Source organism: Devosia oryzisoli, from assembly GCF_014837245.1.
Lineage (GTDB): Bacteria > Pseudomonadota > Alphaproteobacteria > Rhizobiales > Devosiaceae > Devosia > Devosia oryzisoli.
Genome location: NZ_JACYFU010000004.1, coordinates 199,385 through 225,781, shown reverse-complemented (window position 1 = coordinate 225,781; position 26,397 = coordinate 199,385). Strand labels below are relative to the sequence as shown.

General features: G+C 64.6%; 31 protein-coding genes, 1 tRNA gene and 1 other RNA gene. 25 read left to right on the top strand and 8 right to left on the bottom strand.

The annotated features are described in order from the left end of the window. Positions 1–318: 318 nt before the first annotated feature. Both gap and tkt read right to left on the bottom strand, forming a co-directional pair. Positions 319–1,326, bottom strand: coding sequence for a type I glyceraldehyde-3-phosphate dehydrogenase (gene gap, locus IC608_RS15560; protein WP_191777421.1), 1,008 nt, complete (start codon positions 1,324–1,326; stop codon positions 319–321). 48 nt (positions 1,327–1,374) lie between these two features. Next, positions 1,375–3,348: a transketolase gene (tkt, locus tag IC608_RS15555; RefSeq protein WP_191777410.1), complete on the bottom strand. Its 1,974-nt coding sequence runs from the start codon at positions 3,346–3,348 to the stop codon at positions 1,375–1,377. Positions 3,349–3,588: 240 nt separating this feature from the next. Here tkt and IC608_RS15550 point away from each other — a divergent pair, with 240 nt between their 5' ends. Next, positions 3,589–3,876: a DUF4164 family protein gene (locus tag IC608_RS15550; RefSeq protein ID WP_191777408.1), complete on the top strand. Its 288-nt coding sequence runs from the start codon at positions 3,589–3,591 to the stop codon at positions 3,874–3,876. Between the two features lie 5 nt (positions 3,877–3,881). Continuing rightward, the gene (locus IC608_RS18360; protein ID WP_191777406.1) at positions 3,882–4,253 is read left to right on the top strand and encodes a cell division protein ZapA; all 372 of its coding nucleotides are present in this window, start codon (positions 3,882–3,884) and stop codon (positions 4,251–4,253) included. A gap of 9 nt (positions 4,254–4,262) precedes the next feature. On the opposite strand, the gene IC608_RS15540 is transcribed toward IC608_RS18360, so the two are convergent. Beyond that, complete coding sequence (locus IC608_RS15540) at positions 4,263–5,162, bottom strand: lytic transglycosylase domain-containing protein (RefSeq protein ID WP_191777404.1); 900 nt, start codon at positions 5,160–5,162, stop codon at positions 4,263–4,265. A gap of 103 nt (positions 5,163–5,265) precedes the next feature. Here IC608_RS15540 and ssrS point away from each other — a divergent pair. The 4 genes from ssrS (at position 5,266) to IC608_RS15520 (ending at position 7,698) form a co-directional block, all read left to right on the top strand. Then, positions 5,266–5,424: non-coding RNA, 6S RNA (ssrS, locus tag IC608_RS15535), on the top strand. Positions 5,425–5,440: 16 nt separating this feature from the next. After that, positions 5,441–6,028, top strand: a complete 588-nt coding sequence (locus tag IC608_RS15530; protein WP_191777401.1) for a 5-formyltetrahydrofolate cyclo-ligase — start codon at positions 5,441–5,443, stop codon at positions 6,026–6,028. Then, the gene (locus tag IC608_RS15525) at positions 6,025–6,843 is read left to right on the top strand and encodes a TIGR00282 family metallophosphoesterase (protein ID WP_191777399.1); all 819 of its coding nucleotides are present in this window, start codon (positions 6,025–6,027) and stop codon (positions 6,841–6,843) included. The genes IC608_RS15530 and IC608_RS15525 overlap by 4 nt, the downstream gene beginning before the upstream one ends. Before the next feature lie 108 nt (positions 6,844–6,951). Next, on the top strand, positions 6,952–7,698 hold the full coding sequence (locus tag IC608_RS15520; RefSeq protein WP_191777398.1) for a YebC/PmpR family DNA-binding transcriptional regulator: 747 nt from the start codon (positions 6,952–6,954) through the stop codon (positions 7,696–7,698). Positions 7,699–7,752: 54 nt separating this feature from the next. On the opposite strand, the gene IC608_RS15515 is transcribed toward IC608_RS15520, so the two are convergent. Continuing rightward, positions 7,753–8,607 carry a GGDEF domain-containing protein gene (locus IC608_RS15515; RefSeq protein WP_191777397.1) on the bottom strand — a complete coding sequence of 285 codons (855 nt, stop codon included), beginning with the start codon at positions 8,605–8,607 and terminating at the stop codon, positions 7,753–7,755. Between the two features lie 260 nt (positions 8,608–8,867). Between IC608_RS15515 and ruvC the strand changes: the two genes are divergently transcribed. The 16 genes from ruvC to IC608_RS15435 all read left to right on the top strand — a co-directional run bounded on the left by ruvC (position 8,868) and on the right by IC608_RS15435 (position 19,934). Next, entirely contained in the window at positions 8,868–9,374 is a 507-nt protein-coding gene (gene ruvC / locus IC608_RS15510) for a crossover junction endodeoxyribonuclease RuvC (protein WP_191777395.1), read from the top strand. Further along, complete coding sequence (gene ruvA / locus IC608_RS15505; protein ID WP_191777393.1) at positions 9,371–9,988, top strand: Holliday junction branch migration protein RuvA; 618 nt, start codon at positions 9,371–9,373, stop codon at positions 9,986–9,988. The genes ruvC and ruvA overlap by 4 nt, the downstream gene beginning before the upstream one ends. A gap of 59 nt (positions 9,989–10,047) precedes the next feature. After that, positions 10,048–10,326 (top strand): AbrB/MazE/SpoVT family DNA-binding domain-containing protein, encoded by a 279-nt coding sequence (locus tag IC608_RS15500; protein ID WP_191777391.1) that lies wholly within the window; start codon positions 10,048–10,050, stop codon positions 10,324–10,326. Then, positions 10,327–10,725: a type II toxin-antitoxin system VapC family toxin gene (locus tag IC608_RS15495; protein WP_191777389.1), complete on the top strand. Its 399-nt coding sequence runs from the start codon at positions 10,327–10,329 to the stop codon at positions 10,723–10,725. After that, entirely contained in the window at positions 10,722–11,765 is a 1,044-nt protein-coding gene (gene ruvB / locus IC608_RS15490; protein WP_191777387.1) for a Holliday junction branch migration DNA helicase RuvB, read from the top strand. The genes IC608_RS15495 and ruvB overlap by 4 nt, the downstream gene beginning before the upstream one ends. Further along, entirely contained in the window at positions 11,752–12,639 is an 888-nt protein-coding gene (locus IC608_RS15485; RefSeq protein ID WP_191777385.1) for a metallophosphoesterase, read from the top strand. The genes ruvB and IC608_RS15485 overlap by 14 nt, the downstream gene beginning before the upstream one ends. Beyond that, positions 12,632–13,132, top strand: coding sequence for an NUDIX domain-containing protein (locus IC608_RS15480; RefSeq protein WP_191777383.1), 501 nt, complete (start codon positions 12,632–12,634; stop codon positions 13,130–13,132). The genes IC608_RS15485 and IC608_RS15480 overlap by 8 nt, the downstream gene beginning before the upstream one ends. Further along, the gene (gene ybgC, locus IC608_RS15475; protein WP_191777381.1) at positions 13,129–13,524 is read left to right on the top strand and encodes a tol-pal system-associated acyl-CoA thioesterase; all 396 of its coding nucleotides are present in this window, start codon (positions 13,129–13,131) and stop codon (positions 13,522–13,524) included. The genes IC608_RS15480 and ybgC overlap by 4 nt, the downstream gene beginning before the upstream one ends. A 214-nt stretch (positions 13,525–13,738) precedes the next feature. Continuing rightward, a complete protein-coding gene (gene tolQ, locus IC608_RS15470; protein ID WP_191777667.1) occupies positions 13,739–14,440 on the top strand; it encodes a protein TolQ in 702 nt (233 codons plus the stop codon). Position 14,441: 1 nt separating this feature from the next. Then, positions 14,442–14,885: a protein TolR gene (gene tolR, locus IC608_RS15465; RefSeq protein ID WP_191777379.1), complete on the top strand. Its 444-nt coding sequence runs from the start codon at positions 14,442–14,444 to the stop codon at positions 14,883–14,885. Positions 14,886–14,894: 9 nt separating this feature from the next. Continuing rightward, complete coding sequence (locus IC608_RS15460) at positions 14,895–16,088, top strand: hypothetical protein (protein WP_191777378.1); 1,194 nt, start codon at positions 14,895–14,897, stop codon at positions 16,086–16,088. 64 nt (positions 16,089–16,152) lie between these two features. Beyond that, entirely contained in the window at positions 16,153–17,463 is a 1,311-nt protein-coding gene (tolB, locus tag IC608_RS15455) for a Tol-Pal system beta propeller repeat protein TolB (RefSeq protein ID WP_191777376.1), read from the top strand. Between the two features lie 244 nt (positions 17,464–17,707). Then, entirely contained in the window at positions 17,708–18,274 is a 567-nt protein-coding gene (locus IC608_RS15450) for a fasciclin domain-containing protein (protein ID WP_191777374.1), read from the top strand. A 171-nt stretch (positions 18,275–18,445) separates the two neighbouring features. After that, the gene (gene msrB, locus IC608_RS15445) at positions 18,446–18,946 is read left to right on the top strand and encodes a peptide-methionine (R)-S-oxide reductase MsrB (protein WP_191777372.1); all 501 of its coding nucleotides are present in this window, start codon (positions 18,446–18,448) and stop codon (positions 18,944–18,946) included. A 62-nt stretch (positions 18,947–19,008) separates the two neighbouring features. Continuing rightward, on the top strand, positions 19,009–19,158 hold the full coding sequence (locus tag IC608_RS15440) for a hypothetical protein (protein ID WP_191777370.1): 150 nt from the start codon (positions 19,009–19,011) through the stop codon (positions 19,156–19,158). A 68-nt stretch (positions 19,159–19,226) separates the two neighbouring features. After that, on the top strand, positions 19,227–19,934 hold the full coding sequence (locus tag IC608_RS15435) for a type 1 glutamine amidotransferase (protein ID WP_191777367.1): 708 nt from the start codon (positions 19,227–19,229) through the stop codon (positions 19,932–19,934). Here IC608_RS15435 and yihA read toward each other — a convergent pair. The 4 genes from yihA to rpmH all read right to left on the bottom strand — a co-directional run bounded on the left by yihA (position 19,931) and on the right by rpmH (position 23,034). After that, entirely contained in the window at positions 19,931–20,575 is a 645-nt protein-coding gene (gene yihA, locus IC608_RS15430; protein ID WP_191777365.1) for a ribosome biogenesis GTP-binding protein YihA/YsxC, read from the bottom strand. The two genes, IC608_RS15435 and yihA, sit on opposite strands and share 4 nt — an antisense overlap. 67 nt (positions 20,576–20,642) lie before the next feature. Then, positions 20,643–22,484 carry a membrane protein insertase YidC gene (gene yidC / locus IC608_RS15425; protein WP_191777363.1) on the bottom strand — a complete coding sequence of 614 codons (1,842 nt, stop codon included), beginning with the start codon at positions 22,482–22,484 and terminating at the stop codon, positions 20,643–20,645. Beyond that, a complete protein-coding gene (gene rnpA / locus IC608_RS15420) occupies positions 22,481–22,885 on the bottom strand; it encodes a ribonuclease P protein component (protein WP_191777361.1) in 405 nt (134 codons plus the stop codon). Before rnpA ends, yidC begins: the two co-directional genes overlap by 4 nt. Before the next feature lie 14 nt (positions 22,886–22,899). Beyond that, a complete protein-coding gene (gene rpmH / locus IC608_RS15415) occupies positions 22,900–23,034 on the bottom strand; it encodes a 50S ribosomal protein L34 (RefSeq protein WP_046105410.1) in 135 nt (44 codons plus the stop codon). 223 nt (positions 23,035–23,257) lie between these two features. On the opposite strand from rpmH, the gene IC608_RS15410 reads away from it, so the two are divergent. The 3 genes from IC608_RS15410 to IC608_RS15400 all read left to right on the top strand — a co-directional run bounded on the left by IC608_RS15410 (position 23,258) and on the right by IC608_RS15400 (position 26,361). Then, positions 23,258–24,682 (top strand): FAD-dependent oxidoreductase, encoded by a 1,425-nt coding sequence (locus IC608_RS15410; RefSeq protein ID WP_191777359.1) that lies wholly within the window; start codon positions 23,258–23,260, stop codon positions 24,680–24,682. Between the two features lie 49 nt (positions 24,683–24,731). After that, on the top strand, positions 24,732–26,159 hold the full coding sequence (locus tag IC608_RS15405) for a sensor histidine kinase (protein WP_191777357.1): 1,428 nt from the start codon (positions 24,732–24,734) through the stop codon (positions 26,157–26,159). Positions 26,160–26,284: 125 nt separating this feature from the next. Then, positions 26,285–26,361 (top strand) — tRNA-Arg (locus tag IC608_RS15400). Positions 26,362–26,397 lie beyond the last annotated feature (36 nt).

Sequence of the window (26,397 nt, the reverse complement as noted above, 5' to 3'; positions counted from 1 at the left end):
CGGGCGGGAATGACGTGGGGGGACGAGGGGCGTCGGGGTGGGTGGAGGCGGCGTGGGATCGCGCCAATAGGGCCTCATCCCTCCCATTCGACGTTTGCCGTCATTGCCGGACTTGTTCCGGCAATCCATCTTGCCGAGCCATGGATCACCGGGACAAGCCCGGTGGTGACGGTGACCAAAGACGTCGCGGTGGTTCAACGAGATGAGAAGGTCGTCCCTCTTCCCCCTCACCCTTCTATCCCCTCGGGGAGAGGAATAAGAGGGCCGAAAACAAAAGGGCGCCGGAGGGCGCCCTTGAGAGGAGACGTGCCAGACCGCTCAGAGGGTCTTGGCGAAGGCGGCGGTGACGTCGACCATGCGGTTGGAAAAACCCCACTCGTTGTCGTACCAACCCATGATGTTCACGAAGTTACCGTCCATGACCTTGGTCTGGTCGAGCAGGATCGTGCACGAATGCGGATCGTGGTTGAGGTCGGAGGAGACGAGCGGGGCATTCGTGAAGGTCATGACGCCCTTGAGCTTGCCGTTGGCGGCAGCGACCAGTGCGTCGTTGACTTCCTGGGCCGTGGTGTTGCGCTTGGCGAGGAATTTTAGGTCCACCAGCGACACGTTCGGGGTCGGCACGCGGATCGAGACGCCGTCGAGCTTGCCCTTGAGCTCGGGGAGGACGAGGCCGATGGCCTTGGCCGCGCCGGTCGAGGTCGGAATCTGCGACAGGGCCGCGGCGCGGGCGCGGTAGAGGTCCTTGTGCATGGTGTCAAGCGTGGGCTGGTCACCGGTATAGGAATGGATGGTGGTCATCATTCCCTTTTCGATGCCGACCAGCTCGTTCATCACCATGGCCATGGGGGCCAGGCAATTGGTGGTGCACGAACCATTGGAGATGACGACGTCGTCCTTGCCCAGGAGCGCGTTGTTGATGCCGTAGACGATGGTCTTGTCGGCGCCTTCGGCGGGAGCGGAGACGATCACCTTTTTGGCGCCGGCCTGGATATGGGCCGAGGCCTTTTCCTTGGAGGTGAAGATGCCGGTGCATTCGAGGACGATATCGACGCCCATTTCGCCGTGCGGCAGCTCGGCCGGGTTCTTGACGGCGGTGACCTTGAAGGTCTGGCCGGCGGTCCTGATCACCTCGCCCTCGACGGTGACCTCGTGCGGGAACTTGCCGTGCACGCTGTCATAGCGGAGCAGGTGGGCGTTGGTTTCGACCGGGCCGAGATCGTTGACCGCCACCACTTCGATGTCGGTGCGACCGGATTCGACGATGGCGCGCAGGATGTTGCGACCGATACGGCCAAAACCATTGATGGCGACGCGAACTGCCATGTTTAAACGCTCCTAGAGGGGGAGAAAGGGAAGGGAGGCGCGGCTCTCTTACAACTGGGCGGTGACGGCTTCAACAACGGCTTTAGCCGTAATACCGAAGTGGGCATAGAGCGCGTCGATCGGGCCGGAAGCGCCGAAGGAGTGCATGCCGACAAAGCGGCCCTTGTCGCCCAGGAGCTTGTTCCAGCTCATCTCGATGCCGGCTTCGACCGCGACGCGGGCCTTGGCCGAGCCCAGCACTTGCGCGCGATAGTCATCGGACTGCTTGGCGAAGAGCTCCATGGACGGCACGGACACGACGCGGGCCTTGATGCCCTGTTCGGTGAGCTGCTTCTGCGCCTCGACGGCGATGGCGACTTCCGAGCCGGTGGCAAAAATCACCGCATCCGCATCGGCCGGACCGACGAGGGTGTAGGCACCCTTGGCCGACTTGTTCTCGGAAGAATACTCGGTGCGCAGGGCCGGCAGGTTCTGGCGCGAAAGGGCGAGGATCGAGGGCGCCTTTTCCGACTGCAGCGCCAGCTCCCAGCACTCGGCTGTTTCCATGGCGTCGGCGGGGCGGAAGACCAGGAGGTTGGGAATGGCGCGCAGGGCCGAGAGATGTTCGACCGGCTGGTGGGTCGGTCCGTCTTCGCCCAGGCCAATGGAATCGTGGGTCATCACGTAGATGACGCGCTGTTCCATGAGGGCCGACAGACGGATCGAGGGACGGGCATAGTCGGTAAAGACCATGAAGGTGCCGCCATAGGGGATGAGCCCGCCATGGAGCGCCACGCCATTCATGGCCGCAGCCATCTCGTGCTCGCGGATGCCGTACATCATGTAGCGGCCCAGCCGGTTGTCGGCCTGGAAGGGCAGGGTCTCGGGCGTGTTGGTGAGGTTGGAATGCGTCAGGTCAGCGGAACCGGCGAGGGTTTCGGGCAGCGCCTTGTTGATGACCTCAAGGGCCATCTGGGAGGCCTTGCGGCTCGCAACCTTGGGCTTGTCCTCGGCGAGCTTCTTCTTGTAGTCGGCCATTGCCTTGGCGAACTCGGCCGGGAGCTCGCCGGAAGTGCGGCGCAGGAACTCGTCCTTGTTCGGGGACGCGTTGAGGCGGGCTTCCCACTCGCCGCGCAGGTTCTGCGAGCGCTTGCCGGCGGCTCGCCAGCTCTCGAGGATTTCCCCCGGGATTTCAAAGGCCGGGTAGGTGATGCCGAGCGCCTGCTTGGCGCCCGCGAGTTCCTCGGCGCCGAGAGGGGCGCCGTGCACCTTCTCGGTGCCGGCCTTCTTGGGTGCGCCAAAGCCGATGGTGGTCTTGGCAGCGATCAGGGTCGGCCGGTCAGACGACTTGGAGGCCAGCAGCGCCTTTTCGATCTCGCCCTGGTCGTGGCCGTCGATCTCGATGGTGTTCCAGCCCACCGCCTTGAAGCGGGCGATCTGGTCGGTGCTATCGGCGTTGGAGACCTTGCCGTCGATGGTGATCGAGTTGTTGTCCCAGATCACGGTGAGCTTGTTGAGCTTCAGGTGACCGGCGAGCGCAATGGCTTCCTGCGAGATGCCTTCCATGAGGCACCCGTCACCGGCCAGGACCCAGGTGTGGTGATCGACGAGGTCGGCGCCGAACTCGGCTGCCAGCTTGGCTTCGGCGACGGCAAAGCCGACCGAATTGCCCAGGCCCTGGCCCAGCGGGCCGGTTGTGGTCTCGATGCCGGTGGCGTGGCCGAACTCGGGATGGCCCGCGGTCTTCGAGCCGATCTGGCGGAAGTTCTTGACCTGGTCGATGGTCATGTCCTCGTAGCCGAGCAGGTAGAGCGAGGAATAGAGCAGCATCGAGCCGTGGCCGGCCGAGAGGATGAAGCGGTCGCGGTCGGGCCAGTGCGGGTTGGCCGGATCGAACTTCATGACCTTGGTAAAGAGCACGGTGGCGATGTCGGCGCAGCCCATCGGCAGGCCCGGATGGCCGGAGTTGGCCTTCTCGACGGCGTCCATCGAGAGCGACCGGATCGCGTTGGCCAAATCGTTCTGCTGGGCTGTGTTCGTCATCGGGCTGACCGCTCCATTTCAAGGACCGTGAAAAATCAGGGGCGGGGGCGCGACGGCCTCCTCCCAAAGGCGGTTGAGGCATAACAGGTTCGTCCCCCCTGTCAATGTCGAGGCGGCGCCGAGCCGTGCGGTTGGGCGCCGGAAATCCGGGGGTTAGCGGGTGTCTTCGGTTGCATTGTAACGATTGGTGGGGCAGGTTGGCGGGGCCGGAGTAAATGCGCGTCGAGGGCAGTAGCGGCCATGAGTGATACCGAAGTCCAGGACCAGCTCGCCCAGGCAAGTGCGCGTTTCGACAGGGCCATGGCGCGTCTCGACCAGAGCCTGCGCGAGTTGAACGCCCGCGTTCAGCGCCAACAGCGGATCGAGGTGGATACGCAGCGTCTCGTCCACGAGCGGGCGCGTCTGGCCACGGAACTGGACAAGACCGCCGCGCGGGCCAAGCGGCTCGACGACAGCGCGCACGAGGTGTCGCGCCGGCTGGTCGAGGCCATGGAGACCGTCCGCGCGGTTCTTTCGAAAGCGGAGTAGCCCCGATGCCCGAAGTCAATGTCGAGATCAACGGCCGGAAATACCGCATGGCCTGCGAGGAGGGCCAGCAGAAGCACCTGATTGGTTTGGCCGAACGGTTTGATGCGCAGGTGGAAGGCCTCAAGGGGGCTGTCGGCGAAATCGGCGACAACCGCCTAACCGTGATGGCCGGCATCGCGGTGCTCGATGAACTGGCTGAGGCAGAGCGCCGCATCCAGGCGCTCGAGCAGCAGGTATCGGAATTGACGTCGGCCGGGCAGGAAATTGCCGCCGAGCTCGAGCATACCGAACAGTCCTTCGCCAGGAAACTGGATGATGCAGCCAAGGCCATCGAGGGGGTGGCGGGTGCACTCGATGAGGCTGCGCCGCTGCGCTAGCCGGAACGGTTAATTGCGATTGCGCTGCACGATGCAGTTGCCGCCATCGGCGAGCAGGGCATTGCAGAAGCGATTGGCCTCCGCGCGTGTAGGAAACCCCACCTGCGCCGAATGGCGGCGGCGCGTGCCCATCGACCGGTCGAGCACCGTCACCATCAGCATGGCGTGGCCGGCAAAGACATCGGCGTGTGCGGCCTTCGCCCGATCGAACTTGGTCCGGGCAATCTCGGGAGAAAAGTTCTGCGCAATCAGGACGCCCCAGGGCTGCCAGGGCGCGACCTCCTGGTCGAGCGGGGGCACAGCGATGGCGTTGGCCATGTCGGTGCAGGCCTGGGCGAAGGGCTTTTTTGGGTCGAGCGAGAAATCGGCCTCTTCCACTGCTTCGCCTACCCACCCTTCCACCGAGCGGCCGGTGACGATGGAGACATAGGCCCGGGTTTCTCCGGCGAGCCCCCCCTTGCCGGCGAGGTAGTTGCTGACGCGCTGCTCGCCGCCATTGTAGGCCGCAGCGGCCAGGCCCAGATTGCCGAAGCGGGTTTCGAGCGCCTTGAGATAATCGGCGGAGCGTTCGAGCGCCTCGGCGGGATCGAAGGGATTGTCCAGCGCCCGCAGCCGCGCCGTTCCGGGCATAAACTGGGCGATGCCCTGCGCGCCGGCAGGGCTGATGGCGAAGGGCTGGAAGCGGCTTTCTTGCCAGATCAGGCGCGCGAAGTAGGCCGGGGGCAGGCCATAATGGTCGGCATAGGTGTCTATGGCGCCGCAAACATCCTCCACAAAGCGCTCCTGGCCGATACACACCTGCTTGCCCGAAAAGGCGTGGCAATACCGCGCCTCGGGCTTGCCGTCGGCAGCCAGAGCCGCAGGCAGGGGGCCGGTGGCCAGAAGCAGGATCAAAAGCAGGCGCAGCATCATCGGCGCCAACATAGCCGATCTGCGCGAATTGGTGCAGCGCGGAACAATGTGTTGAACGCGCGTTGAAGGCTTTGCAGCCTGGGGCAAAGCGCCTATATCAGGCGGGCTGCCCGGCGCGTGTGGACATTCACATCCCCGGGGCCTTAATCGATCCTAAGGGAGCTGTCCCTGACCGGGCCCGTGGGCTCGGACATACGGCGCCCACCTACGTGAGTAGGTTCCCGGGATCGAACGCTCCCACGGCCAGGGCGGCACAGATTTTCAGCCGAGGTGGCATGGCCGAAACTGCATTCGAGGAGAGCAAGGCGCAACTGCGGCGCGAGGCCCATGCACGGCGTGGGGCGCTCTCGACCCAGTATCGTGCCGATGCGGCCGAGCAGGTCGCCCGCCATTTCTTCGATGCCATTGCCTTCGGCGCAGACGACGTGGTGGCCGCCTATTGGCGCATCCGCGATGAACTCGATTGTCAGCCGATCCTGGTGCGGCTGATGGACAGCGGACAAAGGGTCGTTCTTCCGGTTGTCACCGGCGACGAGACACCACTCGACATGCGGGTCTGGGAGGCGGACCAGCCGCTCTATGAAGCCGGTTTCGGCACGCTGGCGCCCGCCGACTCCGCGCCGCGCGCTGAGCCGGACATCATCCTCGTGCCGCTCCTGGGGTTCGATGGCCAAGGAACGCGGCTGGGCTATGGTGGGGGTTACTATGACAGGACCTTGGCCGCCTTGAGCAGAAAGCCGCTGCTCGTGGGGCTGGCGTTCGACGCACAGGAACTGCCCGACATCCCGCGCGAGGACCACGACATGCCGCTCGATGCCGTCGTCACGGAAAGTGGCGTCCGTTTCTTCAGGGCCCGCGCATGAGGCTGCTTTTTCTGGGTGACGTGATGGGCCGCGCCGGCCGCGATGCCGTGAGCGAACGGCTGCCGGGGCTGATCGCCCAGCATGGCTTCGACTTTGTCGTGATCAACGGCGAAAATGCGAGCCACGGGCGAGGCCTGACCGAGAGCCATTTCAAGGGCCTCCGCGACGCGGGGGCGGATATCGTGACGCTTGGCGACCATGCCTTCGACCAGCGCGAGGCGCTGAGCTATATCGAGCGCGAGAACACCCTGCTGCGGCCTATCAACATGCCGGGCGGCACGCCGGGTCGTGGCGCGATGATGGTGGAGGGGCGTAACGGCCACCGCGTGCTCGTGGTCAACGCGCTGGGCCGCGTGTTCATGGGACCGGCCGACGATCCGTTCCGGCCGGTGGAAAAGGCGGTGGAGGCCTGCCCTCTCGGGGAACAGGCGGACGCGGTGATCGTCGATTTCCACACCGAGGCGACGTCGGAAATCCAGGCCATGGGACATTTCCTCGATGGCCGGGCGACGCTGGTGGTAGGAACGCACACGCACCTGCCGACAGCCGACCACCGGGTGCTCAAGGGTGGCACCGGCTTCATGGCCGACGCCGGCATGTGCGGCGATTTCGACAGCATCATCGGCACCGACACCGAGGAGCCGCTCAACCGCTTCCTCACCGGGATCCCCAATGGCCGCTTCACCCCCGCCGAGGGCGAAGCGACGCTGTGTGGCGTTGCGGTCGAAACCGACCCGGCCAGCGGGCTGGCGCGCACCGTCTCCCCGGTGCGCATCGGAGGCGTGCTGGCGCAGGCACTTCCCGCCTTCGCCTGATCTTTCGGCTTGGGGCGGCATTGGCGCTTACGGGCGGGAGCTTTCTTTTTGCCGATCCTGCCCCTATAAGCGGCGCCGAAATCCAGACTTCTTCAGCCGAGGTACCGAATGGCCGGCCATTCACACGCCAAGAATATCATGCATCGCAAGGGCAAGTCCGATGCGGCGCGCTCCAAGGTCTTCTCCAAGCTGGCCCGCGAAATCACCGTGGCCGCGAAGATGGGTCAGCCCGATCCGGCCTTCAACGCGCGCCTGCGCCTTGCCGTCGCCAATGCGCGCGCCCAGTCCATGCCCAAGGACAATATCGACCGCGCCATCAAGAAGGCGTCGGGCAATGATGGCGAGAACTACGACGAGATCCGCTATGAGGGCTATGGTCCGGGCGGCGTCGCCATTATCGTCGAAGCGCTGACCGACAACCGCAACCGCACCGCGTCGAACGTGCGCTCCTACTTTTCAAAGAACGGTGGCGCCCTGGGTGAAACCGGCTCGGTCGGCTTCATGTTCGATCGCGTGGGCGAGATCACCTATCCGGCCTCGGCCGGGTCGGAAGACAAGGTGATGGAAGCGGCCATCGAGGCCGGCGCCGACGATGTCGAGAGCGACGATGAGGGGCACTACATCTACACCTCGTTCGAGGCGATGGCAGAGGTTTCGGCTGAGCTCGAAAAGGTGCTGGGCGAGGCTGAATCGGTGAAGGCGATCTGGCGCCCCCAGAACGAGACGCCGATCGATGCCGAAAAGGGCGCCACCCTGCTCAAGCTCATTTCGATCCTGGAAGAAGACGACGACGTGCAGAACGTCTATTCCAATTTCGACATGAGTGACGAGGAAGCCGCCAAGCTGGAGGACTGATCGCGGAGGAGCCCCTGGAGCGGGCTCCCGTCTGCCAGATTTTTCAGGTCTTGCTCAGGCGCCGGCCGCAGCGGCGCGAGCGCTCGGCGCAACTGCAGTCATCGGGTAGGTACCAGTGTCGGCATTGGCCGGCGCCATGGGCATGTCGATGAAGGGGTGGTCTTCAAGGCTCACCAGTATCGAACGATTTCGGCCCGCCTGCTTGGCGCTGTAGAGCCGCTGATCGGCGATGCGGAACAGCTCGTGGAAGCTCGCGGTGCGCTCGTAGGAGACGCCGCCGACACTGACCGAGAGCGGCCGCTGCTTGCCGTCGGGCTGGAACACGGCGAGGTTGACCGCGCGCCGGACCCGTTCGGCCACCAGTGCGGCCTGCGTCTCGTTGAGCCCGGGCAGGAACACGGCGAATTCCTCGCCGCCCATGCGCCCTACCATGTCTCCCGCGCGCAGCACCGCCCTGATCGAGCGGGCGATGATCGTGAGGGCGTCGTCGCCGACGCTGTGCCCATAGATGTCGTTGATGGACTTGAAATTGTCCGCGTCCACCATGAGCAGTGCGCCGCGCTCGGGGCGGGTCTCGCCGGTGAGAACCCCCTCCACCCTGGTGATGAAGGCGCCGCGGTTGAGGCAGGCCGTGAGGCTGTCCGTCCGTGCCAGCAGATCGAGGCGGCGATTGGTCTGCGCCAGTTGCCGCAGCCGCACGCTGACGTGAAAGAACATCGGGACGCATAAGAGGATCGGCAGCGCGATGCCGGAGATCACGCCGCGGAAGCGGACTTCGGCGGGCATGTCGCTAAACGTGATAAGGTTGAACAGCACTGCGATCAGCACGCAGCCCAGGGTGCCGAACACGGTGACACGCCCGACGCTGGTGAGGCGCGGGAGCCGTTTGGCTTTCCGGGTGGCGCTCATTGGCGCCGACCTGACGCGGGGCAGATCAATCCCTGTGGCCATGGATGCTGACGGGGACGGGTTGCTCTTCCGCAGTTCCTCGCATCATCGGTCCAACCCATCCGTCCACTCCCGCATTCCCGACTTCAGCCTAAACCACGGTCCTCAATGAGAAGTTCGCGGGCTGGATAAAATTGGATGCTTGGCGATCACGATTTCAGTGTTGCCTTTTTGTTCACTTCTGGCTTGGTAGTCTTGCGCAAGCTGATACAAGGGTGCGCATGACAAAGCCTGTACGAATCATTGGCATCGACCCCGGGCTGCGGCGCTGCGGCTGGGGCGTCATCGAAGCTGTGGACAATCGCCTGCGCTTCGTTGCCGGAGGGACGGTGAAACCGCCGCTCGAGGGCTCCCTGGCCGAGCGGCTTGCAGCGCTGTCGGAAGGCATTACCGGGGTCCTGGACGACCAGGCGCCCGATGAGGTGGCGGTGGAGGAAACGTTCGTCAATGCCGGACCGCGCTCGGCGCTGATCCTGGGGCAGGCGCGCGGCGTGGTCCTGGTGACGCCGGCCTTGCGCGGCTTGCCGGTCTCCGAATATGCAGCCAACCTGGTCAAGAAGTCCGTCGTCGGAACCGGTCATGCCGACAAGAACCAGATCCAGCTCATGGTGAAGACGCTGCTGCCCACGGCCACGATCAAGGGGGCCGACGCCGCGGACGCCCTGGCCATCGCCATCTGTCACGCCCATCATCGCGGTGCCGCCATGCGGGCGAAGGCGCTGGCATGATCGGCAAGCTCAAAGGCATTGTGGACAGCTTTGGCGACGATTGGGTGCTGATCGACTGCGGTGGCGTCTGCTACGAAGTGTTCTGTTCGGGCCGGACGCTGCAGGCCCTCCCGCGGGTGGGCGAAGCGACGGTCGTGTTCATCGAAACCATCGTGCGCGAAGATATGATCCGTCTTTACGGCTTTTCCAGCGAGGCCGAAAAAAGCTGGTTCAACCTGCTCACCACTGTCCAGGGCGTGGGATCGCGCGTGGCTTTGGCGATTCTCTCGATCATGTCGCTGGCCGAACTCTCCAGCGCCGTTGCCCTGCAGGACAAAGCGATGATCGGCCGGGCCAACGGGGTCGGACCCAAGCTCGCCACCCGCGTGGTCACCGAGCTCAAGGGCAAGGTACCGGCGATCGGCGCGGTCGATGCCGGCACGCTCGGCCTTCAATCGGCGCTGGGTGAAGGCGTGGCATCGGGCAACGTGGCCGACGCGGTTTCCGCATTAACCAATCTGGGATATTCCAGCGCCCAGGCCTCCGCCGCCGTCGCGCGTGTCGTTGCGCGTGAGGGCGATGCGACGCCCACGGAAAAACTGATCCGGCTGGGGCTGCGGGAATTGAGCCAATAATCCTTGTGCTGGGGGTGGCTCCTTACTATTTTTGCCCTGTAAGGAACGGGAGCTGGGCGATGAATACGCGCGCAAAGGTTGTGGGAGGCTCTAAGGCAACGAGCAAAGGGCAGACGACCATCCCCAAGCAGGTCCGTGAGGTCATGGGCATAAAGGATGGTACCCCTCTGACTTGGACTTATGAGGACGGGGAACTGACGGTGCGAGCCAAGACCCGGAGGCTTGAAGATTTCGTCCCCTTGGTTCCGCCCAACGGCCGGCACGCGACGGTGGAAGAAATGGAAGAGGCTATTGGTGACGCTATCGTGGAGCGCGTGCAGCGGTCTTTCGGCCGATAAATGATTGGCATCGACACCAATATCCTGGCGCGAATCTTTGTTGACGATGATCCCGATCAGCGGGCGATCGCGGTGGACTTCATGCGGGCGAGATCGGATGCAGACCCCGCCTTTGTCAGCGCCGTGGTCCTCACAGAGCTGGTCTGGGTGCTGACGCGCACATATGGTCTTTCCAACACGGATGTTCGTGACGCACTCGAATGGCTGTTCGAGAGCACAAATGTTTATGTCGAGACTGGTGACCTGATCCGCGCTGCAGTCGCCCTGGCGGCCAGGAAGAGCGCCGATATCTCAGACTGTATCATCGTTGCGGTTGCCGAAGGGGCGGGGGCGGCCAAGACCGTGACGTTCGACAAGCTGGCCGCTGAACGCATCCCGGGAATGGAATTGCTCGCGTGACTTCTCTCACCTCTGCCAATGAAGGGCGCGACGATCCGCTCGACGTTTCGCTGCGCCCGTCGGGCTTTACCGATTTCGTGGGCCAGGCAGCCGCGCGCGCCAACCTCGAGGTCTTCATCGAGGCAGCCAGGAAGCGAGGCAGCGCGCTAGACCATGTTCTCTTCGTGGGGCCGCCGGGGCTGGGCAAGACGACGCTGGCGCAGATCATCGCCAAGGAACTGGGCGTGGGATTTCGCGCCACGTCCGGTCCGGTGATTGCCAAGGCGGGGGACCTAGCGGCGCTGCTGACCAATCTCGAAGAGCGCGATGTGCTCTTCATCGACGAAATCCACCGTCTCAACCCGGCCATCGAGGAAGTGCTTTATCCGGCGATGGAGGATTTCCAGCTCGATCTCATCATTGGCGAAGGACCGGCCGCACGGTCGGTGCGGATTGACCTCGCCAAGTTCACGCTTGTCGGCGCCACGACCCGGGCCGGGCTCCTCACGACGCCGCTACGCGACCGGTTCGGCATACCGGTGCGGCTCAATTTCTATACGCCCGAAGAGCTGGTGCAGATCGTGACGCGGGGGGCGCGGCTCCTGGGCATGCCCATGTCGCCCGATGGGGCGCTTGAAGTCGCGCGGCGCTCGCGGGGCACGCCACGCATCGCCGGACGCCTGTTGCGTCGCGTCATCGATTTTGCCACCGTCGACGGGGCGCAGGAGGTCAACAGCGTGTTGGCCGACAAGGCGCTGTTGCGGCTCGATGTGGACGCGCGCGGGCTTGACCAGCTGGACCGGCGCTACCTCACCACCATCGCCGATTTCTACGGCGGAGGCCCGGTCGGCATCGAGACCATCGCGGCCGCGCTGAGCGAACCGCGCGATGCGATCGAGGAAATCGTGGAACCCTATCTGCTGCAACAGGGCTTCATCCAGCGCACGCCGCGCGGCCGGCTGCTCACCGCAATCGCATTCCAGCACCTCGGAAAGTCCGTGCCACAAGGGTTTGTCGGGTTGCAGGCCAACCTCTTCGACGGCGACGATGGGGGCGACTGACCGCACCCCGGCGCGGCGGCCGTCCTGGCTGGCCCGCGGCCTCGACCGGCTGGGCCTGCAGGTTCATATCCATCCCGAGCACGTCCGCATCACGCGGCACGCGCCGCGGCTGCCGACTTGGCCGCGCGAGCTGCCGCTGCGCATCGCCTTCCTTAGCGATCTTCATGTCTCGACGCCGTTTTTCGGGCTCGACGTCCTGCGCGAGGTGGTTGCAGCGGCCAATGCGCTCAATCCCGACATCATTCTCCTCGGCGGTGATTATGAGGAGGGGCCGCGGTTTTCCAGAAGCGTGGGGGCAGAAGACTGGGGACCGGTGCTGGGGGCACTGCGGGCGCCACTGGGCGTGCACGCCATTCTGGGCAATCACGACTATCCGCGGCTCGAGGGGCATCGGCGCACGGCCCAGGCGCGACCACCAGCACTGGTCGCCTTGGAAGAAGCCGGCATTGCCACCTACATCAATCGCGCGGCGCCCGTCGAGACCGAGCACGGCCGCTTCTGGCTGGCCGGGCTGGGCGACCAGGCCGCCTATTGGCCCGATGGCCGCTCCATGGCCGATCTGGCTGCAACGCTGTCCGCCGTTCCCCCCGGCGCACCCACGCTTCTCCTGGCGCATGAGCCCGACATCTTCCCCGACGTTCCTGCCTCGGTCGCGCTGACCCTATCGGGCCATCTGCATGCCGGGCAGGTAAAGCTCTTCGGACACGCCCCCATCGTTCCCTCGCGGTTCGGGCAGCGGTACCTGCATGGACATTTCATCGAAGAGGGACGGCATTTGATCGTGGGCGGCGGTGTGGGGTATTCGGGATTACCGGTGCGGGTCTTCGCGCCGTCCGAGATCGTCCTTGTGGAATTGGGAGGCCACCATGCCTGAGCGCCACGTCCTGAGCTTTCCCATTTCCGGCAACCGCTTCAACTACCGGGTGGCCGCGGTGATCATCGCGCAGGGCCATGTGCTCGTGTGCCGCGAGGACGACGACCAATACGTCATGCTGCCCGGTGGCCGGGTGGAACTGGGGGAGCCGAGCCGGCTCAGCCTTGAGCGAGAGCTGGAGGAAGAACTGGCGATGCCGGCCGTGGTGGGGGGCATGGTCGGCACATCGGAAAGCTTTTACGAGCGCGAAGGCGAGAGCTTTCACGAGCTCGGGTTCTTCTATCACGCCGAACTGCCGGGCCAGGGGCCAAACGGGCGCGCGCCCTGGCTCGAGCGGCGCGACGAGGGACATGATCTGCAGTTCTACTGGATCGCGCTCGAGGGGGAGGGGCTCGAGCAGATCAACCTCCTGCCGCGCTGGCTGCCGGGTTTCCTGCGCGCCCTTCCGGACGGCCACAGCCACGTGGTTCACGATGAGCGGCCAACGGCATGAGCGCGCACCAGATCGCTGTCCGCATCTATTACGAAGACACCGATTTTTCCGGCAATGTCTATCATGCCGCCTATTTGAAGTTCTTCGAGCGCGGCCGGACCGAGTTCCTGCGTGATCTTGGCGTGCATCATTCGGAGCTCGCCAAGGACGGTCTAGCCTTTGCCGTTCGCTCGATGAGCATCGATTATATCGCTGCCGCTCATATCGACGACCTGCTGACCGTCTCCACCACGGTGGACCGGGCCGGCGGCGCGCGGCTGGTTCTGGCCCAGACAATTCACCGTGATGAGACGCTGCTGACCAGTGCCAGCGTGACGGTCGCCGCCATCAAGACAGCGGGCGGTGCGGCCCGCTTGCCGCCGCATCTGCGGGCCCTGCTGGAGCGAGCCTGAGGCTGGGGCGACCGGGCCGGCAGGGGTGGGCGGAGTCTCTTTATTAACCCTTTGGTGACCATAAGGAGAGCAAAGCGAGTCTTGATCCGCATCCGGGACCCGAACGCCCGGAAATGCGGGCATTTCTCTTAATTTTGACAGATTTGGCCCCCATCGCACAGCGACTGGGGCCAGCCATATGGGCCGGGCCGAAAGGATCTTTTTCATGGAAGCCATGGATGCTGTGGGAGCTGCTGCTCCGCATGCCGACCTGTCCATCTGGGGCTTGTTCTGGGCCGCCGACATCGTCGTCAAGGCGGTGATGCTCGGGCTGATGGCCGCCTCGGTCTGGTGCTGGGCGATCATCATCGACAAGACCATCGCCTACCGCCGCACACAGGCGGAGATGAACCGGTTCGAGCGCGTCTTCTGGTCCGGGCAGTCGCTTGAGGAGCTTTACCAGCAGCAGTCGCAGCAGGCGACGGGGGGCCTGGGCGCCGTCTTCGTTGCGGCCATGAAGGAATGGAAGCGAAGCCACGAGCAGAATGCGGCCAGCTTCATGGGCATGCAGCAGCGCCTAGAAAAGGTGCTCGACGTCGCCATCTCGCGCGAGAGCGACTATCTCGAAAAGCGCCTGAGCTTTCTTGCCACCGTGGGGTCGGCGGCGCCGTTCATCGGCCTTTTCGGCACGGTGTGGGGCATCATGAACGCCTTCACCAATATTGCAGCTTCCTCGTCGACCAACCTCGCCGTCGTGGCCGGCCCGATCGCCGAGGCGCTCTTCGCCACGGCCATCGGCCTTGTAGCCGCCATTCCAGCGGTTATCGCCTACAACAAGCTCTCCACCGATTCCGCCAAGATGATCGGGCGGCTGGAAGGCTTTGCCGACGAGTTCTCTACCATTCTCAGCCGCCAGCTCGAAGCGCGGAGCCGCTGACATGGGGATGGGCGTGGCATCGGGCGGAGGCGGTGGCGGGCGGCGAAAGCGCCGCAAGAGCCGCGCCGTGATGAGCGAAATCAACATTACGCCCATGGTGGACGTGATGCTGGTGTTGCTCATCATCTTCATGGTCGCCGCGCCGATGATGACGGCCGGTGTCCCGGTCGACCTACCCAAATCTGCCGCAGCCGACATGCCCAGCCAGACCCAGCCGATCACGGTGGGGGTGACGCCCGACGGGCAAATATTCGTGGACGAGGACCAGGTGACGGAGGCCGCGCTGGTCGAAACCGTCACGGCCCGGGCGACCAATGGCACGGAAGACCGCATCTATCTGCGCGGCGACACGACGGCCAATTATGGCACCGTGATGCGCGTCATGGGCATGCTCTCTGCCGCCGGTTTCACCAAGATCGGGCTCGTCACCGAGCGCGAACAATAGGGCCGCGCCATGCGCACCGGGCTTGCCGTTTCCGTTACTGCCCACGTGGTGCTGATCGCGCTCGGCCTGCTCAAGCTCGGCTCGACCGAACCGTTGCAGCCTACGGTGCAGTCCATCGCGGTGGACCTGGTGCCGGTCGAGGAATATTCCAACATCAGGCGCGGCACGCTAGACAGCCAGGTCGTGGAGACGGAAACGCCGTCCATCGTCGAGGATGACCAGCCGGCCGAACTGGCGCAGCCGACCGGAAATACGCAAGAGGACCAGCCGACGCCCACGGCGGCCGATACGCCAACGCCGGCGCCCGTGACCGAGCAGGCTCCGGCCCCTGAAGTGACGCCCGAGCCGACGCCGGAACCCGAACCCGAGCCGGCCCCAGAACCGACCCCGGAGCCTGAATCCGCGCCGGAGCCTGAACCCGAGCCCGAGCCGGTCGAAGCTCCTTCGCCGCAATCGCGCCCGGAGCCGGCACCTACCCCGGAGGTTGTGCCCGAGCCTGCGCCGGCACCCGAGCCGACTCCTGAGCCCGAGCCGGAGCCTGAACCCGCGCCGGAGCCTGAACCCGTGCCCGAGCCAGAGCCGACGCCGGAACCGGAGCCCGAAATGCCACAGGTGGCAGCGCCCACGCCGGCTGCGCGCCCGAGCAATCTCAATCAATTGCGCGAACAATATGCGACGGCCGAAGCCGAGCGCAAAAAGCGCGAAGAAGAGGAACGCAAGCGCCAGGAGGAGGAGCGTCAGCGCGCCGCCGACGCCAAGAAGCAGGAGCAGCAGCGCCAGCAGCAGGCGACGACGCAACTCGACACCGATCTGGCCGACGAGATCTCCTCGATCATCAACAACGCGCCGAGCACCGGAGGGACCACGGGGCAGGGCGGCTCACCGACGCTGGGCGACACGACCGGCACGTCAGCGCGGCTCAGCCAGAACGCGATCGATGGCCTGGTTGCCAAGATCAAGACGTGCTGGAACCTGCTGCCGAGCGACTACAACAGCGGCATGACGGTGACGCTGTCGATGAGCATGAATCCGGACGGCACGGTGAGCGGCACCCCGCAGATCGTGGCGGCCGACCCGTCGCCGGCCGGCGGCGCCATTGCCCGCGCGGCACAACGGGCCGTTGTCCAGTGCGGCCCCTACACGATGTTATCTGCCGACAGCTACGATCAGTGGCGGCAGATCGAAGTGGAACTGAGACCCTGACCTTGAATTTGCCTGTTTGGTGGCCAAGAAGCGGCCAAAACGGCGAGACCGGAGACTATTGACCATGACACTTCTTTCGCGGCGTTCGGCGCTCAAGCTCGGCCTGGCCGGGAGCGCGCTTCTGGCAACTTCTCCCTGGGCGATGGCGCAGCTGCGCATCGTGGTGGAAGGCGCCAACTTCCAGCCGCTGCCGATCGCGATCCCCGATTTCGCATCGTCCGATCCGACCTTCGGGCGCGAGATTGCCGATATCGTGCGCAACAATCTCAAGCGCTCGGGCCTGTTCCTGCCGCTCGACCCGGCATCGCTGCCGGTGCAGGTGGGCGACGTCAATGCGACGCCCGATTTCAACATCTGGCGCACCGCCAATGTCGATGCCCTGGTGATGGGTGCCGTGGAGCGTGGCGGGCAAATCTCGTCGTCCGTTCGCGTGTGGGACACGCAGCAGGCGGCGCAGGTGGTGGGCAAGAGCTACAACACCGATCCCAATTCGGCGCGCCGCATCGCCCATATCGTATCCGACGCCATCTATGAACAACTGACCGGCGGCACGGGCTATTTCGACACCCGGGTCATTTATGTCGCGGAAAGCGGGCCGAAGGCCAACCGCACTCGCCGCCTGGCCATCATGGATCAGGACGGCGCCAATGTGCAGTACCTGACGGATGGCTCCAACATGGCGCTGACGCCGCGCTTCGGGCCGAATAACGACCTCGTCACCTACATGAACTTTGCCGATGGCAATCCGCAGGTTTACCTGTTGCAGCTCTCGACAGGGCAGCAGCAGCGTCTGGCCAATGTGGGCTCCATGACCTTCGCGCCACGCTTTTCGCCCGATGGCAACACGGTCGCCTTCTCGGTGGAGCAGGCCGGCGCCACCAATCTTTATGCCGTCGGAACAGGCGGCGGCCAACCGGTGCAACTGACGTCGGGCGCGGCCATCGATACCGCGCCATCCTATTCTCCGGATGGCAGCCGGATCCTGTTCGAAAGCGACCGCGGCGGGTCGCCGCAAATCTACATGATGGGGGCATCCGGCGGGAACGCCCAACGCATCAGCTTCGGGCAGGGAAGCTATTCGACCCCGGTCTGGTCGCCCAAGGGGGATCTCGTTGCCTTCACGCGGCAGTCGGGCGGGCAGTTCCATATCGGGGTCATGAACCCGGACGGTTCGGGCGAGCGGTTGCTCTATTCGAGCTTCCATGCAGAGGGGCCGACCTGGGCGCCCAATGGCCGGGTGATCATGTTCTTCCAGGATCCGGGCGGCAATGACGGACCGCGACTGATGAGCGTCGACATCTGGGGCCGCAACGTGCTGACCATTTCGACGGAAACCTATGCTTCCGACCCCTCCTGGTCGGCCTTGCGCGGCTAAAGCGGCGCGGCCTTACGCAAACCTGCAATCATTGGATCAGCCCAAAATTTTTGACGCGGGAACTTCGGTTCTCGCGTCGATATTTTTGGTAACATATTGATTTGAAAAACAAATTTCAAATCTCATGAAAGTGGAGTGTGTCCTGCGGTTTTCGCTGAAACTGGCGAAACTAAAAAATCCAGCCCTGCGTATCTGCCTACGTCCCCGATAGCGGGATGAAGATTTCAACAGGAAGGAACTTGTCATGACTCTCTCGCTTCGCGCCCTCTCCGTCGCCACCGTTCTTGCGTTCGGTTCTCTCTCCGGTGCTGCCGTCTATGCCCAGGAGAACCCGGAAGTCGGCGGCGCTGCCATGTATGCCGACAAGAACATCGTCGAAAACGCGGTGAACTCGGCCGACCACACCACCCTGGTTGCCGCGGTGAAGGCCGCCGGCCTTGTGGAGACGCTTTCGGGCGAGGGCCCCTTCACGGTCCTGGCGCCGACCAACGCCGCCTTTGACGCCCTGCCGGCCGGCACCGTCGACACGCTGCTGATGCCCGAAAACAAGGATCAGCTGACCAAGATCCTGACCTGCCACGTCATTCCGGCCAAGGCGCTCTCCACCGACATCGTGTCGATGGTCGAGGCAGATGGCGGCGAGCACGTCGTGGATACCGTCGGCGGCTGCAAGCTGACGCTCAAGGCCGCGGATGGCAAGGTGACCGTGACCGACGAAAACGGCACGACTGCCAACGTCACCATCGCCGACGTCATCCAGTCCAATGGCGTGATCCACGTCATCGACGCGGTTCTCACCCCCAAGATGTAACCTTTTCCCGCGCTGTCTCGAATAGCGCAGGAAAGAGAGGCCCCGCTCCGCCCAGCGGGGCCTCACCAAGACTTGAGTTATGGGGCGTCTCCCTCCGGTCCATACTCAGGTGGAACTGCGGTGTCGCCTATGCTCACGGCTCGGGCGACACCGGCTTTCAGGAGACCGAACATGCAGATTTCGCGTCGTCACTTCCTCCTTGCTGGATCGGCCCTGGCAGGAATTTCCGCTGTCTCGCTGTGGCGGCCGGCTGGTGAAGCCTCTGCGGCCACCGAAAGCTTTCCATTCACGCTGAGCGACGCCGAATGGAAGGCCAGGCTTAGCGCACAAAGTTATGACGTGTTGCGCCATGAAGGAACCGAGCGCGCATTCACTTCGCCGCTGCTCGACGAGCATCGGCCTGGCACGTTCGACTGCGCGGGGTGCGGACAGAAGCTGTTCGATGCGGCGACCAAGTTCGAAAGCGGCACGGGCTGGCCGAGCTTTTATGATTTCATCCCCGGCGCCATCGGCAGCAAGACCGATACGTCCCTGTTCATGACGCGAACCGAGGTCCACTGCTCGAACTGCGGCGGACATCAGGGACATGTGTTCGAGGACGGCCCGCCGCCCACCGGCCTGCGCTACTGCATCAACGGCGTCTCGCTGACATTCACCCCCAAGACCGCGTAGGCGAAAGCCAGGAACGGATCGGCTCCATGGTCATTGGCCTCCTGACAACCAAGGAGGCCGACATGGCACAGGACCCAAAGACCAATAGCGACAAGAAAAGCGCCGAAGAACGCCAGATCGACAAGATGAGCCCAGGCGGACAGGTCGGCGGTACGCATTTCGGCCAAGCTCCGGGCGACGCGAAACATGGGCAGCCGTCCAAGAAGGACTGATTGCTGCAGCGTTGATCAGCGGCCTTGGCCGCGATATCTGAAGGGCGGATTCAAGCGAGCCGCCCTTCATGCATTTGACCATCCTCCAGACCGGCGACGTGCCGCAGCACCTGCAGCCCCGGTTCGCCAACTACCCGCAGATGTTCCGGCACATGTTCGCCTCGGGAGGCGGTGACTTCTCGTTCTCCGAAATCGACGTCAGGAGCGTAGCACTTCCCGATGCAGCGGCACTCGAGGGTCTCGTCATCACGGGTTCCCCCGCCGGCGTTTACGAGGACCACGCCTGGCTCGATCCTCTGCGAACGTTCATTCGCGCAGCATACGAGGCAGAGACGCCGATGTTGGGCATCTGCTTCGGGCACCAGATCATGGCCGATGCGCTTGGCGGCACGGTGGAGAAATCAGGGCGCGGCTGGGGGCTGGGCCGGCATCTTTACCGGGTCGAGGCGCGTCCGCATTTTCTGGCCGAGCTTCCCGACACGATCGCGGTGGCCTGTTCGCACCAAGATCAGGTCGTGCTGCCGCCGCCGGAAGCAGAGGTCGTGCTGGCCTCCGCGTTCGCGCCCTATGCGGGCCTGCTCTACAAGACAGGCAAGGCGCTGAGCTTCCAGCCGCATCCGGAATTCGACGACGCCTACGCAAAGGCGCTCGTCGATCTCCGGCGCGGCAATGCGCCGGAGACGGTGATCGAGGAGGCAATTGCCTCGTTCGCGACGCCGTCCGACAGCATGGCGCTGCGCCGGGCGATAGTGCGGTTTTTCGCGGACACGGCCTAGCTTTCAAGCAGCAGGGCAATCTCGCTGCGCAACTGGCCGATACCGTCGCCCTTTTCGCTCGAGGTGAGCACGATGTCGGGGTGCGCGGCGGGACGCTTGGCAATGGCCGAGCGGGTCGCTGCGACGGCCTTTTCGAGGTCCTTGGCGGAGGGCTTATCGATCTTGGTGAGCACGATCTGGTAGCTGACGGCGGCGCGGTCGAGCTCGTTCATCACCGAGACGTCGTTGTCCTTGGGGCCGTGGCGGCTGTCGACCAGCACATAGACGCGGCGCAGCGTGGCGCGGCCGGTGAGGTACTGATGGATCAGTTGTGTCCACGCCCGCACCTTGGGCTCGGGCGCCTTGGCGTAGCCATAGCCGGGCATGTCGACGATACGCAGGTTTTCACTCTGGCTCTGGAAGATATTGAGCTCCTGCGTCCGGCCCGGAGTGTTCGAGGTCCGGGCGAGGCCGGAAGTCCCGCATAGCGCGTTGATGAGGCTCGACTTGCCCACATTGGAGCGTCCGGCAAAGGCGATCTCCACCCGGTCCATCGGGGGCAGGTCGGCCAGGCGCACGCAGCCTTTGACGAAGACGATGGGGCGCGCGAACAACAGGCGCCCGCGTTCGACGGTGTCGGGAGAATAGTCGGGCGTGGTCATGCGAAGGCCCCTAACAAGAGGGCCCGCCGGCGATGCGACGGGCCCGTTGACGTGTGGTCGTAAAAGATCAGTTCTTGCCGTCGGCGGCCTTGGGCTTGCGCCGGAAGGTGTCGAGGATGTTGCCGAGCAGGTTCACCTCGGCGCCGTGGCGCTTCATGATGACCCATTGCTGAGTGACCGAGAGGGTGTTGTTCCAGGCCCAGTAGATCACGAGGCCCGCCGGGAAGGTGCCCAGCATGAAGGTGAAGATGATCGGCATCCAGTTGAAGATCATCGCCTGGGTCGGATCGGGTGGCGGCGGGTTGAGTTTCATCTGCACCCACATGGTGATGCCCATGATGACTGGCCAGACGCCCAGGTGCAGGTAGCCGCCGATGATCGGCACGAGAGTCGGATCCCAGGGAATTAGGCCGAAGAGGGTGAAGATGTTGGTCGGATCGGGCGCCGCCAGATCCTGAATCCAGCCAAAGAAGGGCGCGTGGCGCATGTCGAGGCTGATGAAGATGACGGTGTAGAGCGAGAAGAAAACCGGGATCTGGATCAGGATCGGCCAGCAGCCCGAGAGCGGGTTGATCTTCTCTTTCTTGTAGAGCTCCATCATCGCCTGCTGCTGGGCGGCGCGGTCGTCCTTGAGGCGCTCCTGGATGGCCTTCATCTCCGGCTGCACGCGGCGCATCGCGGCCATTGAGGCGTAGGAGCGGCTGGCGAGCGGGAAGAAGATAGCCTTGACAATGATGGTCACCGCCATCACGGCGAGGCCGAAATTGCCCAGAATGCTGTAGAGGAAGGTCAGCAGGTAATACATGGGCTTGGTCAGGAACTGGAACCAGCCCCAGTCGATCAGCAGTTCGAGCCGATCAAAGCCGTATTGCTGCTCATAGGCGGCGATGACGTTCTCTTCCTTGGCACCGGCAAAGAGGTAGCTTTCGCGTTCTGCCGTGCCACCAGCGGCAATGGTCACCGGCGCGGTTTCCACATAGCTCGTCTGGTACTCGTCGTAGCCGGAATTGTTGCTCCAGCTGTAGCGGGCGTTGATCCCCGTGCCGGCCGGCGGCATGACGGCCGTCGCCCAGTACTTGTCCGAAAAGCCGAGCCAGCCGCTGGTATTCTCGAAGGTCAGCTGCTGCTCCTTCTGGAGGTCGCTGTACTTCTTGGAGATCAGGTTGTTCGAGCCCAGGACGCCGTGCGGGCCTTCATGCTGGATGAAGAAGTTCTGCACATGCGGCGTACCGTGGCGGACAACGCGGGAATAGGGGTAAAGCGCGACGTCGCCGCCGGTGTTGTTCTGGATCATCTGCTTGACGGTGAACAGGTAGTGCTCATCCACCGAGACGGTGCGGTTGAAGACGAGGCCCGCGCCATTGTCCCAGCTCAGGGTGACCGGGTTGCCGACGCTGAGCGTGGCGTTGTCGCTGATGACGGTCCACTGGCTCTGCGCGTTGGGCACGGCAATCGAACTGCCGGCGACGGGGACCCAGCCCTCCTCTGCGTAATAGGCATCGGGGGCGCCGGCCGGCGAGAGCAGGGTGATGATCGGCGAGGATGGGTCGACGGTCTCGCGATACTGCTTGAGCCGCAGATCGTCGATGCGCGCGCCGGTGAGGTTGATCGAGCCCTCGAGGTCATCAGTGTTGATGGCGACACGCTGCGTTGCCGCCAGGGCCTGGTCGCGCGATTCGAAGGTCTGCGGGCCGGGCGCGCCGGGAGGCGTTGCAGCGGCCCCAGGCGTTGTCGCAGGCGTGGTCGGGGTCGCGAGATTGGCGTCCTGCTCGGCCTGCTGTTGCGCCGCGATCTCGGCCTGCTGCTGCGCGCGCTGCAACTGCGGACCGGCAACAAAGAACTGCCAGCCGAACAGCACCAGCATGCTGAGCACAACGGCGATGATCACATTGCGATTGTCAGATTTCATGGTCGGGCATTCCGTGGGCCGAGGCCGGGTCGATTGGGTCTGGAGCCGGTGCCATCCCTGTGCACACGCTCGATGAGGCCGCCAAGGTCGGCGACGAGCTTGACGTAAGGCATGGTCAGCGCCTCACGCCGCGCCAGAAGGACATAGTCATGCCCGGCGTGAAAGTCATCCGCACATGCTGCCGCAGCGGCCCGCAGGCGCCGCTTGATACGGTTGCGCTCGGGGGAATTGCCGATCTTCTTGGTCACCGTGAAGCCGACGCCCGGTGCCGGCTCGTCCGCCGGCACGACCTGCAACCCAAACGCAGAGCGCCCGGCGCGATTGCCCCGGGCGGCTCTCAAAAACTGAGCGCGCCGCTTGAGACGGCGCACACCCTTGTTGCCATGCTCCCTGGCCGTCATGCGGCCAAAGGTCCTTAGGCCGACAGCTTCTTGCGGCCAAGGGCGCGGCGGCGATTGAGAATCGCGCGACCGTCCTTGGTGGCCATACGGGCACGGAAACCGTGGCGACGGGCACGCACGAGCTTGGACGGCTGATAGGTACGCTTCATGGCATTAAACCGCGCGGCGCGCGGTTCCTCTGTTGGCTGCTGCTTTCGCAGAAGAATGGCTAAGCTGGCGGGTGGTCCGCACCAGCGTCGGTTGGTGGGGTCTATAGGGAAAAGTGCCCTCCAAGTCAACGCGCGGCGGAGCAGGGATTGCGGGGGGCTGTGCGGTTGTCAATGCCGGGGGATCGCTTCATAACAGACCTCCTTTCCTCCGGCCTCGATACCCATGGCAGATCCCCTACGACCCGACCTCTGTATCATCGGTGCTGGTGCACTTGGTGTTGCGCTTGCACGCCACGCCCGCCGCTTCGACGTCTCCGTCACGCTCGTCGACCGGGGCCGGCCTGAGCCGGGCGACCAGCCAGAAGTCTATCGTCGCCTTGCTGCACTGGCGGCGAGCGCCGGCCTTGCCCAAGCCATGCGCGAGGGAGAGACGCTGGGGCTGGCCAGCATACAGCCAAAACTCGTCTACAAGTCGGTCGCGGCGCGGGCCATTGCCGTCGCCGAAGGGGGCGCCGTTCTCGAGAGCGTCGAGCACCTGCGAGCGCAGGGCGTCGAGGTGATGCGCGGCGAACCGCGGTTCACCGAAGGCCGGACCCTAGCCGTGGGGGACGCCGTGCTGCGGCCGCGCAGCATCATCCTTGCCCTGGGCGGCGAGCCCATGACGCCCTCCATTCCGGGTCTGTCCGAGATCGACTTTCTGACGCCCGACACCATCGTCGAGAATGGTCGCAAGCTCAGCCATCTGCTGGTCATTGGCGGCGGCGCTGAAGCGGTGGCTCTGGCGCAAATCCACCGGCGGCTGGGGTGCGCGGTGACGCTGGTGCCGCAGGGGGCGCTGCTGGCCGGGTTCGATCCCGAAGCGGTCTCCGTTTTGGCCGATGCACTGGCCGCCGAAGGGCTGGATCTCGTGCGCGAGGGACAGATCGAGGAAATCCAGCCGCGCAGCCAGGGCATCGGGGTGCGCCTGTCGACACAGGGAGGGCAGACGCGGCCGCTGGATGTCTCGCATGTCCTGCTGGCGACGGAGCGGCGTCCGGACGTTGCAGGTTTGGGGATCGAGCATCTCAAGCTTAGCCTTTCTGCAGATGGGTTGTTGAGTACGGGCCCTTTGGGACGCACTGCCAACCGGGCGGTGCGTGCGGTGGGGTATGCGGCCGGGCAAAGGCAGTGGAACCTGGCGCTGGCGCATGGGCGCGAGGTGGTGGAGGCTGTTCTCACCGGTCGCGGGCGGCCGTCGGGCGCGCTTCCGATGATCGTCCCGACCGAACCGGGGCTGGTGCAGATCGGCCATGCCGAACCGCTGGCGCGTCGGGGGCGGGCCGATGCGAAAGTGCTACGCGCCACCCTGGCGGAGAACGAGGCGGCGCGGGCCATGGGCAAGACTGTGGGCAGCGCCAAGCTGATGCTCGATGCGCACGATCGCATCACGGGCGGCAGCATTGTCGCGCCGATGGCAGCCGAACTCGGCGCCCTTGTGAGCCTCGCCATGCAGGCGAGGATGACCACCGAGCAGTTGGCGGCGATAAGCTTGCCCTATCCCAGCCTCGCGGCACTGATTTCACAGATGGCGGAGAACCATCCGGCCGGTCAGCGCGTATCTCCTTGGACGCAGCGTCGCCAGGCCTTGCGTCGTCTTCTGCCCCGCTGATCTCGAGGGGCTGACGGCCGGACGAGCCCTCCCTTATGATCGGAGCACCATGAGCAACCCTGGCAGCCCGATTCCCGGTCGATTCTCCGGCCTTTCGAACAAGCTGATCGCGACCATTATCGGCGTGATCTTCCTTGTCGAAATCGTGGTCTATTTGCCATCGCTCGCCAATTTCCGCGCTACCTGGCTTGAGGACAGGCTTCGCGTTGGGGTGGTCGCCGCGCGCGTGCTCGATGCTGTGCCGGACGTCATGTCCCTACCGCGGAGCCTGACCGATCGCTTGCTCACCTCGGCCGGCGCAGACGCCATCGTCTACCGGCGGGAGGGGCAGAGCCAACTGATCGAGCTGGCGGAGCCTGTGACGCCGGAACGGGTGACAACGGCCGACATGCGGCAGCGGGATCTGGCGACGCAGATCGCCGGCGCCATCGACACCCTGTTCGCCGGTCGCGGCCGAACGCTGCGCATCGTGGGGGAGGGGGATCTCGACGAAAGCCTCATCGAAATCCTGATGCCCGAAGCGCCGTTGCGCCAGGAGATGCTGGAATATTCGCGCAATATCGGCCTTGTGTCTCTGGGCATCGCGGCCATTACCGCTTTTGCGCTCTACATGCTGGCGAGCCGGCTCTTCATCGATCCGGTGTTACGGTTGGCGGACAACATGCTGGCGTTTCGCAAGGCGCCGGAAAATGCCACGCTGATCCTGCAACCCTCGCAGCGCCGCGACGAAATCGGCATCGTGGAACGCGAACTCGCCGACATGGAGCGCGACCTCGCCTCGATGTTGCGGCAGCGCCGGCACCTGGCGGATCTGGGCCTGGCGGTCGCCAAGATCAACCACGACCTGCGCAACACCCTGACGGCGGCGCAGCTTCTTTCCGACCAGGTGGCCACGCTGGACGACCCGAAGGTGCAACGGTTGGCGCCGCGGCTGGTGACGACGCTCGACAAGGCGATCGGCTTTGCCCAATCGGTGCTCGACTATGGCCGGGAGGCGGCGGCGCCGCCGCAGTTCGTCCCGACGGAGATCAGGCCTCTGTTGGACGATGCGGCCTTCGAGGCCCGCCTCGTCGGGCATCCGGCCGTTGTTTTCGTCAATGAGGTTCCGGACGGTATCGTGCTCGACGTCGACGCGGGCCAGATGGCCCGCGTGTTCGTCAATCTCTTCAAGAATGCGCGCGAGGCACTCGAAAGCGACCCGCGGCCGAACAGGCCCGGCGCGGAGGTGACGGCCACCGCCCGGCAGGACGATGATGCGTTTATCCTGGCCGTCAGCGACAATGGCCCCGGGCTTCCGCCACGGGCCAGGGCGCATCTGTTTGAGGCGTTTGAAGGCTCGGCGCGCGCGGGGGGCACGGGACTGGGGCTCGCCATTGCCCGGGAAATCACGGAGGCCCACGGGGGGATGCTGCGGTTTGTCGAGACGGAGGAGGGGACGCAGTTCGAGGTCGCGCTACCGCACCGACCCACGGCGTGACCTTCTGGCCCCGAAAAATCCTCCGGTGCCGCTTGCAATGGCCAAAGCAGCCATGTATGGGTTGCCCCGCTTCAGACAGAGACATCGTCCTGTCGTCAATCGAAGCGGCCGTCTCGTCGGCCTGCGCGCCCGTAGCTCAGCTGGATAGAGCACCAGACTACGAATCTGGGGGTCAGGAGTTCGAATCTCTTCGGGCGCGCCATTCCTGTATCATTATGTAAACTGCGAACACTGTTGG

Excerpts from the sequence above, each read along its gene's own strand:
- gap (WP_191777421.1), bottom strand. The coding sequence starts at position 1,326 with ATGGCAGTTCGCGTCGCCATCAATGGTTTTGGCCGTATCGGTCGCAAC.
- tkt (WP_191777410.1), bottom strand. The coding sequence starts at position 3,348 with ATGACGAACACAGCCCAGCAGAACGATTTGGCCAACGCGATCCGGTCG.
- IC608_RS15550 (WP_191777408.1), top strand. The coding sequence starts at position 3,589 with ATGAGTGATACCGAAGTCCAGGACCAGCTCGCCCAGGCAAGTGCGCGT.
- IC608_RS18360 (WP_191777406.1), top strand. The coding sequence starts at position 3,882 with ATGCCCGAAGTCAATGTCGAGATCAACGGCCGGAAATACCGCATGGCC.
- IC608_RS15540 (WP_191777404.1), bottom strand. The coding sequence starts at position 5,162 with ATGCTGCGCCTGCTTTTGATCCTGCTTCTGGCCACCGGCCCCCTGCCT.
- IC608_RS15530 (WP_191777401.1), top strand. The coding sequence starts at position 5,441 with ATGGCCGAAACTGCATTCGAGGAGAGCAAGGCGCAACTGCGGCGCGAG.
- IC608_RS15525 (WP_191777399.1), top strand. The coding sequence starts at position 6,025 with ATGAGGCTGCTTTTTCTGGGTGACGTGATGGGCCGCGCCGGCCGCGAT.
- IC608_RS15520 (WP_191777398.1), top strand. The coding sequence starts at position 6,952 with ATGGCCGGCCATTCACACGCCAAGAATATCATGCATCGCAAGGGCAAG.
- IC608_RS15515 (WP_191777397.1), bottom strand. The coding sequence starts at position 8,607 with ATGAGCGCCACCCGGAAAGCCAAACGGCTCCCGCGCCTCACCAGCGTC.
- ruvC (WP_191777395.1), top strand. The coding sequence starts at position 8,868 with ATGACAAAGCCTGTACGAATCATTGGCATCGACCCCGGGCTGCGGCGC.
- ruvA (WP_191777393.1), top strand. The coding sequence starts at position 9,371 with ATGATCGGCAAGCTCAAAGGCATTGTGGACAGCTTTGGCGACGATTGG.
- IC608_RS15500 (WP_191777391.1), top strand. The coding sequence starts at position 10,048 with ATGAATACGCGCGCAAAGGTTGTGGGAGGCTCTAAGGCAACGAGCAAA.
- IC608_RS15495 (WP_191777389.1), top strand. The coding sequence starts at position 10,327 with ATGATTGGCATCGACACCAATATCCTGGCGCGAATCTTTGTTGACGAT.
- IC608_RS15485 (WP_191777385.1), top strand. The coding sequence starts at position 11,752 with ATGGGGGCGACTGACCGCACCCCGGCGCGGCGGCCGTCCTGGCTGGCC.
- IC608_RS15480 (WP_191777383.1), top strand. The coding sequence starts at position 12,632 with ATGCCTGAGCGCCACGTCCTGAGCTTTCCCATTTCCGGCAACCGCTTC.
- ybgC (WP_191777381.1), top strand. The coding sequence starts at position 13,129 with ATGAGCGCGCACCAGATCGCTGTCCGCATCTATTACGAAGACACCGAT.
- tolQ (WP_191777667.1), top strand. The coding sequence starts at position 13,739 with ATGGATGCTGTGGGAGCTGCTGCTCCGCATGCCGACCTGTCCATCTGG.
- tolR (WP_191777379.1), top strand. The coding sequence starts at position 14,442 with ATGGGGATGGGCGTGGCATCGGGCGGAGGCGGTGGCGGGCGGCGAAAG.
- IC608_RS15460 (WP_191777378.1), top strand. The coding sequence starts at position 14,895 with ATGCGCACCGGGCTTGCCGTTTCCGTTACTGCCCACGTGGTGCTGATC.
- tolB (WP_191777376.1), top strand. The coding sequence starts at position 16,153 with ATGACACTTCTTTCGCGGCGTTCGGCGCTCAAGCTCGGCCTGGCCGGG.
- IC608_RS15450 (WP_191777374.1), top strand. The coding sequence starts at position 17,708 with ATGACTCTCTCGCTTCGCGCCCTCTCCGTCGCCACCGTTCTTGCGTTC.
- msrB (WP_191777372.1), top strand. The coding sequence starts at position 18,446 with ATGCAGATTTCGCGTCGTCACTTCCTCCTTGCTGGATCGGCCCTGGCA.
- IC608_RS15440 (WP_191777370.1), top strand. The coding sequence starts at position 19,009 with ATGGCACAGGACCCAAAGACCAATAGCGACAAGAAAAGCGCCGAAGAA.
- IC608_RS15435 (WP_191777367.1), top strand. The coding sequence starts at position 19,227 with ATGCATTTGACCATCCTCCAGACCGGCGACGTGCCGCAGCACCTGCAG.
- yihA (WP_191777365.1), bottom strand. The coding sequence starts at position 20,575 with ATGACCACGCCCGACTATTCTCCCGACACCGTCGAACGCGGGCGCCTG.
- yidC (WP_191777363.1), bottom strand. The coding sequence starts at position 22,484 with ATGAAATCTGACAATCGCAATGTGATCATCGCCGTTGTGCTCAGCATG.
- rnpA (WP_191777361.1), bottom strand. The coding sequence starts at position 22,885 with ATGACGGCCAGGGAGCATGGCAACAAGGGTGTGCGCCGTCTCAAGCGG.
- rpmH (WP_046105410.1), bottom strand. The coding sequence starts at position 23,034 with ATGAAGCGTACCTATCAGCCGTCCAAGCTCGTGCGTGCCCGTCGCCAC.
- IC608_RS15410 (WP_191777359.1), top strand. The coding sequence starts at position 23,258 with ATGGCAGATCCCCTACGACCCGACCTCTGTATCATCGGTGCTGGTGCA.
- IC608_RS15405 (WP_191777357.1), top strand. The coding sequence starts at position 24,732 with ATGAGCAACCCTGGCAGCCCGATTCCCGGTCGATTCTCCGGCCTTTCG.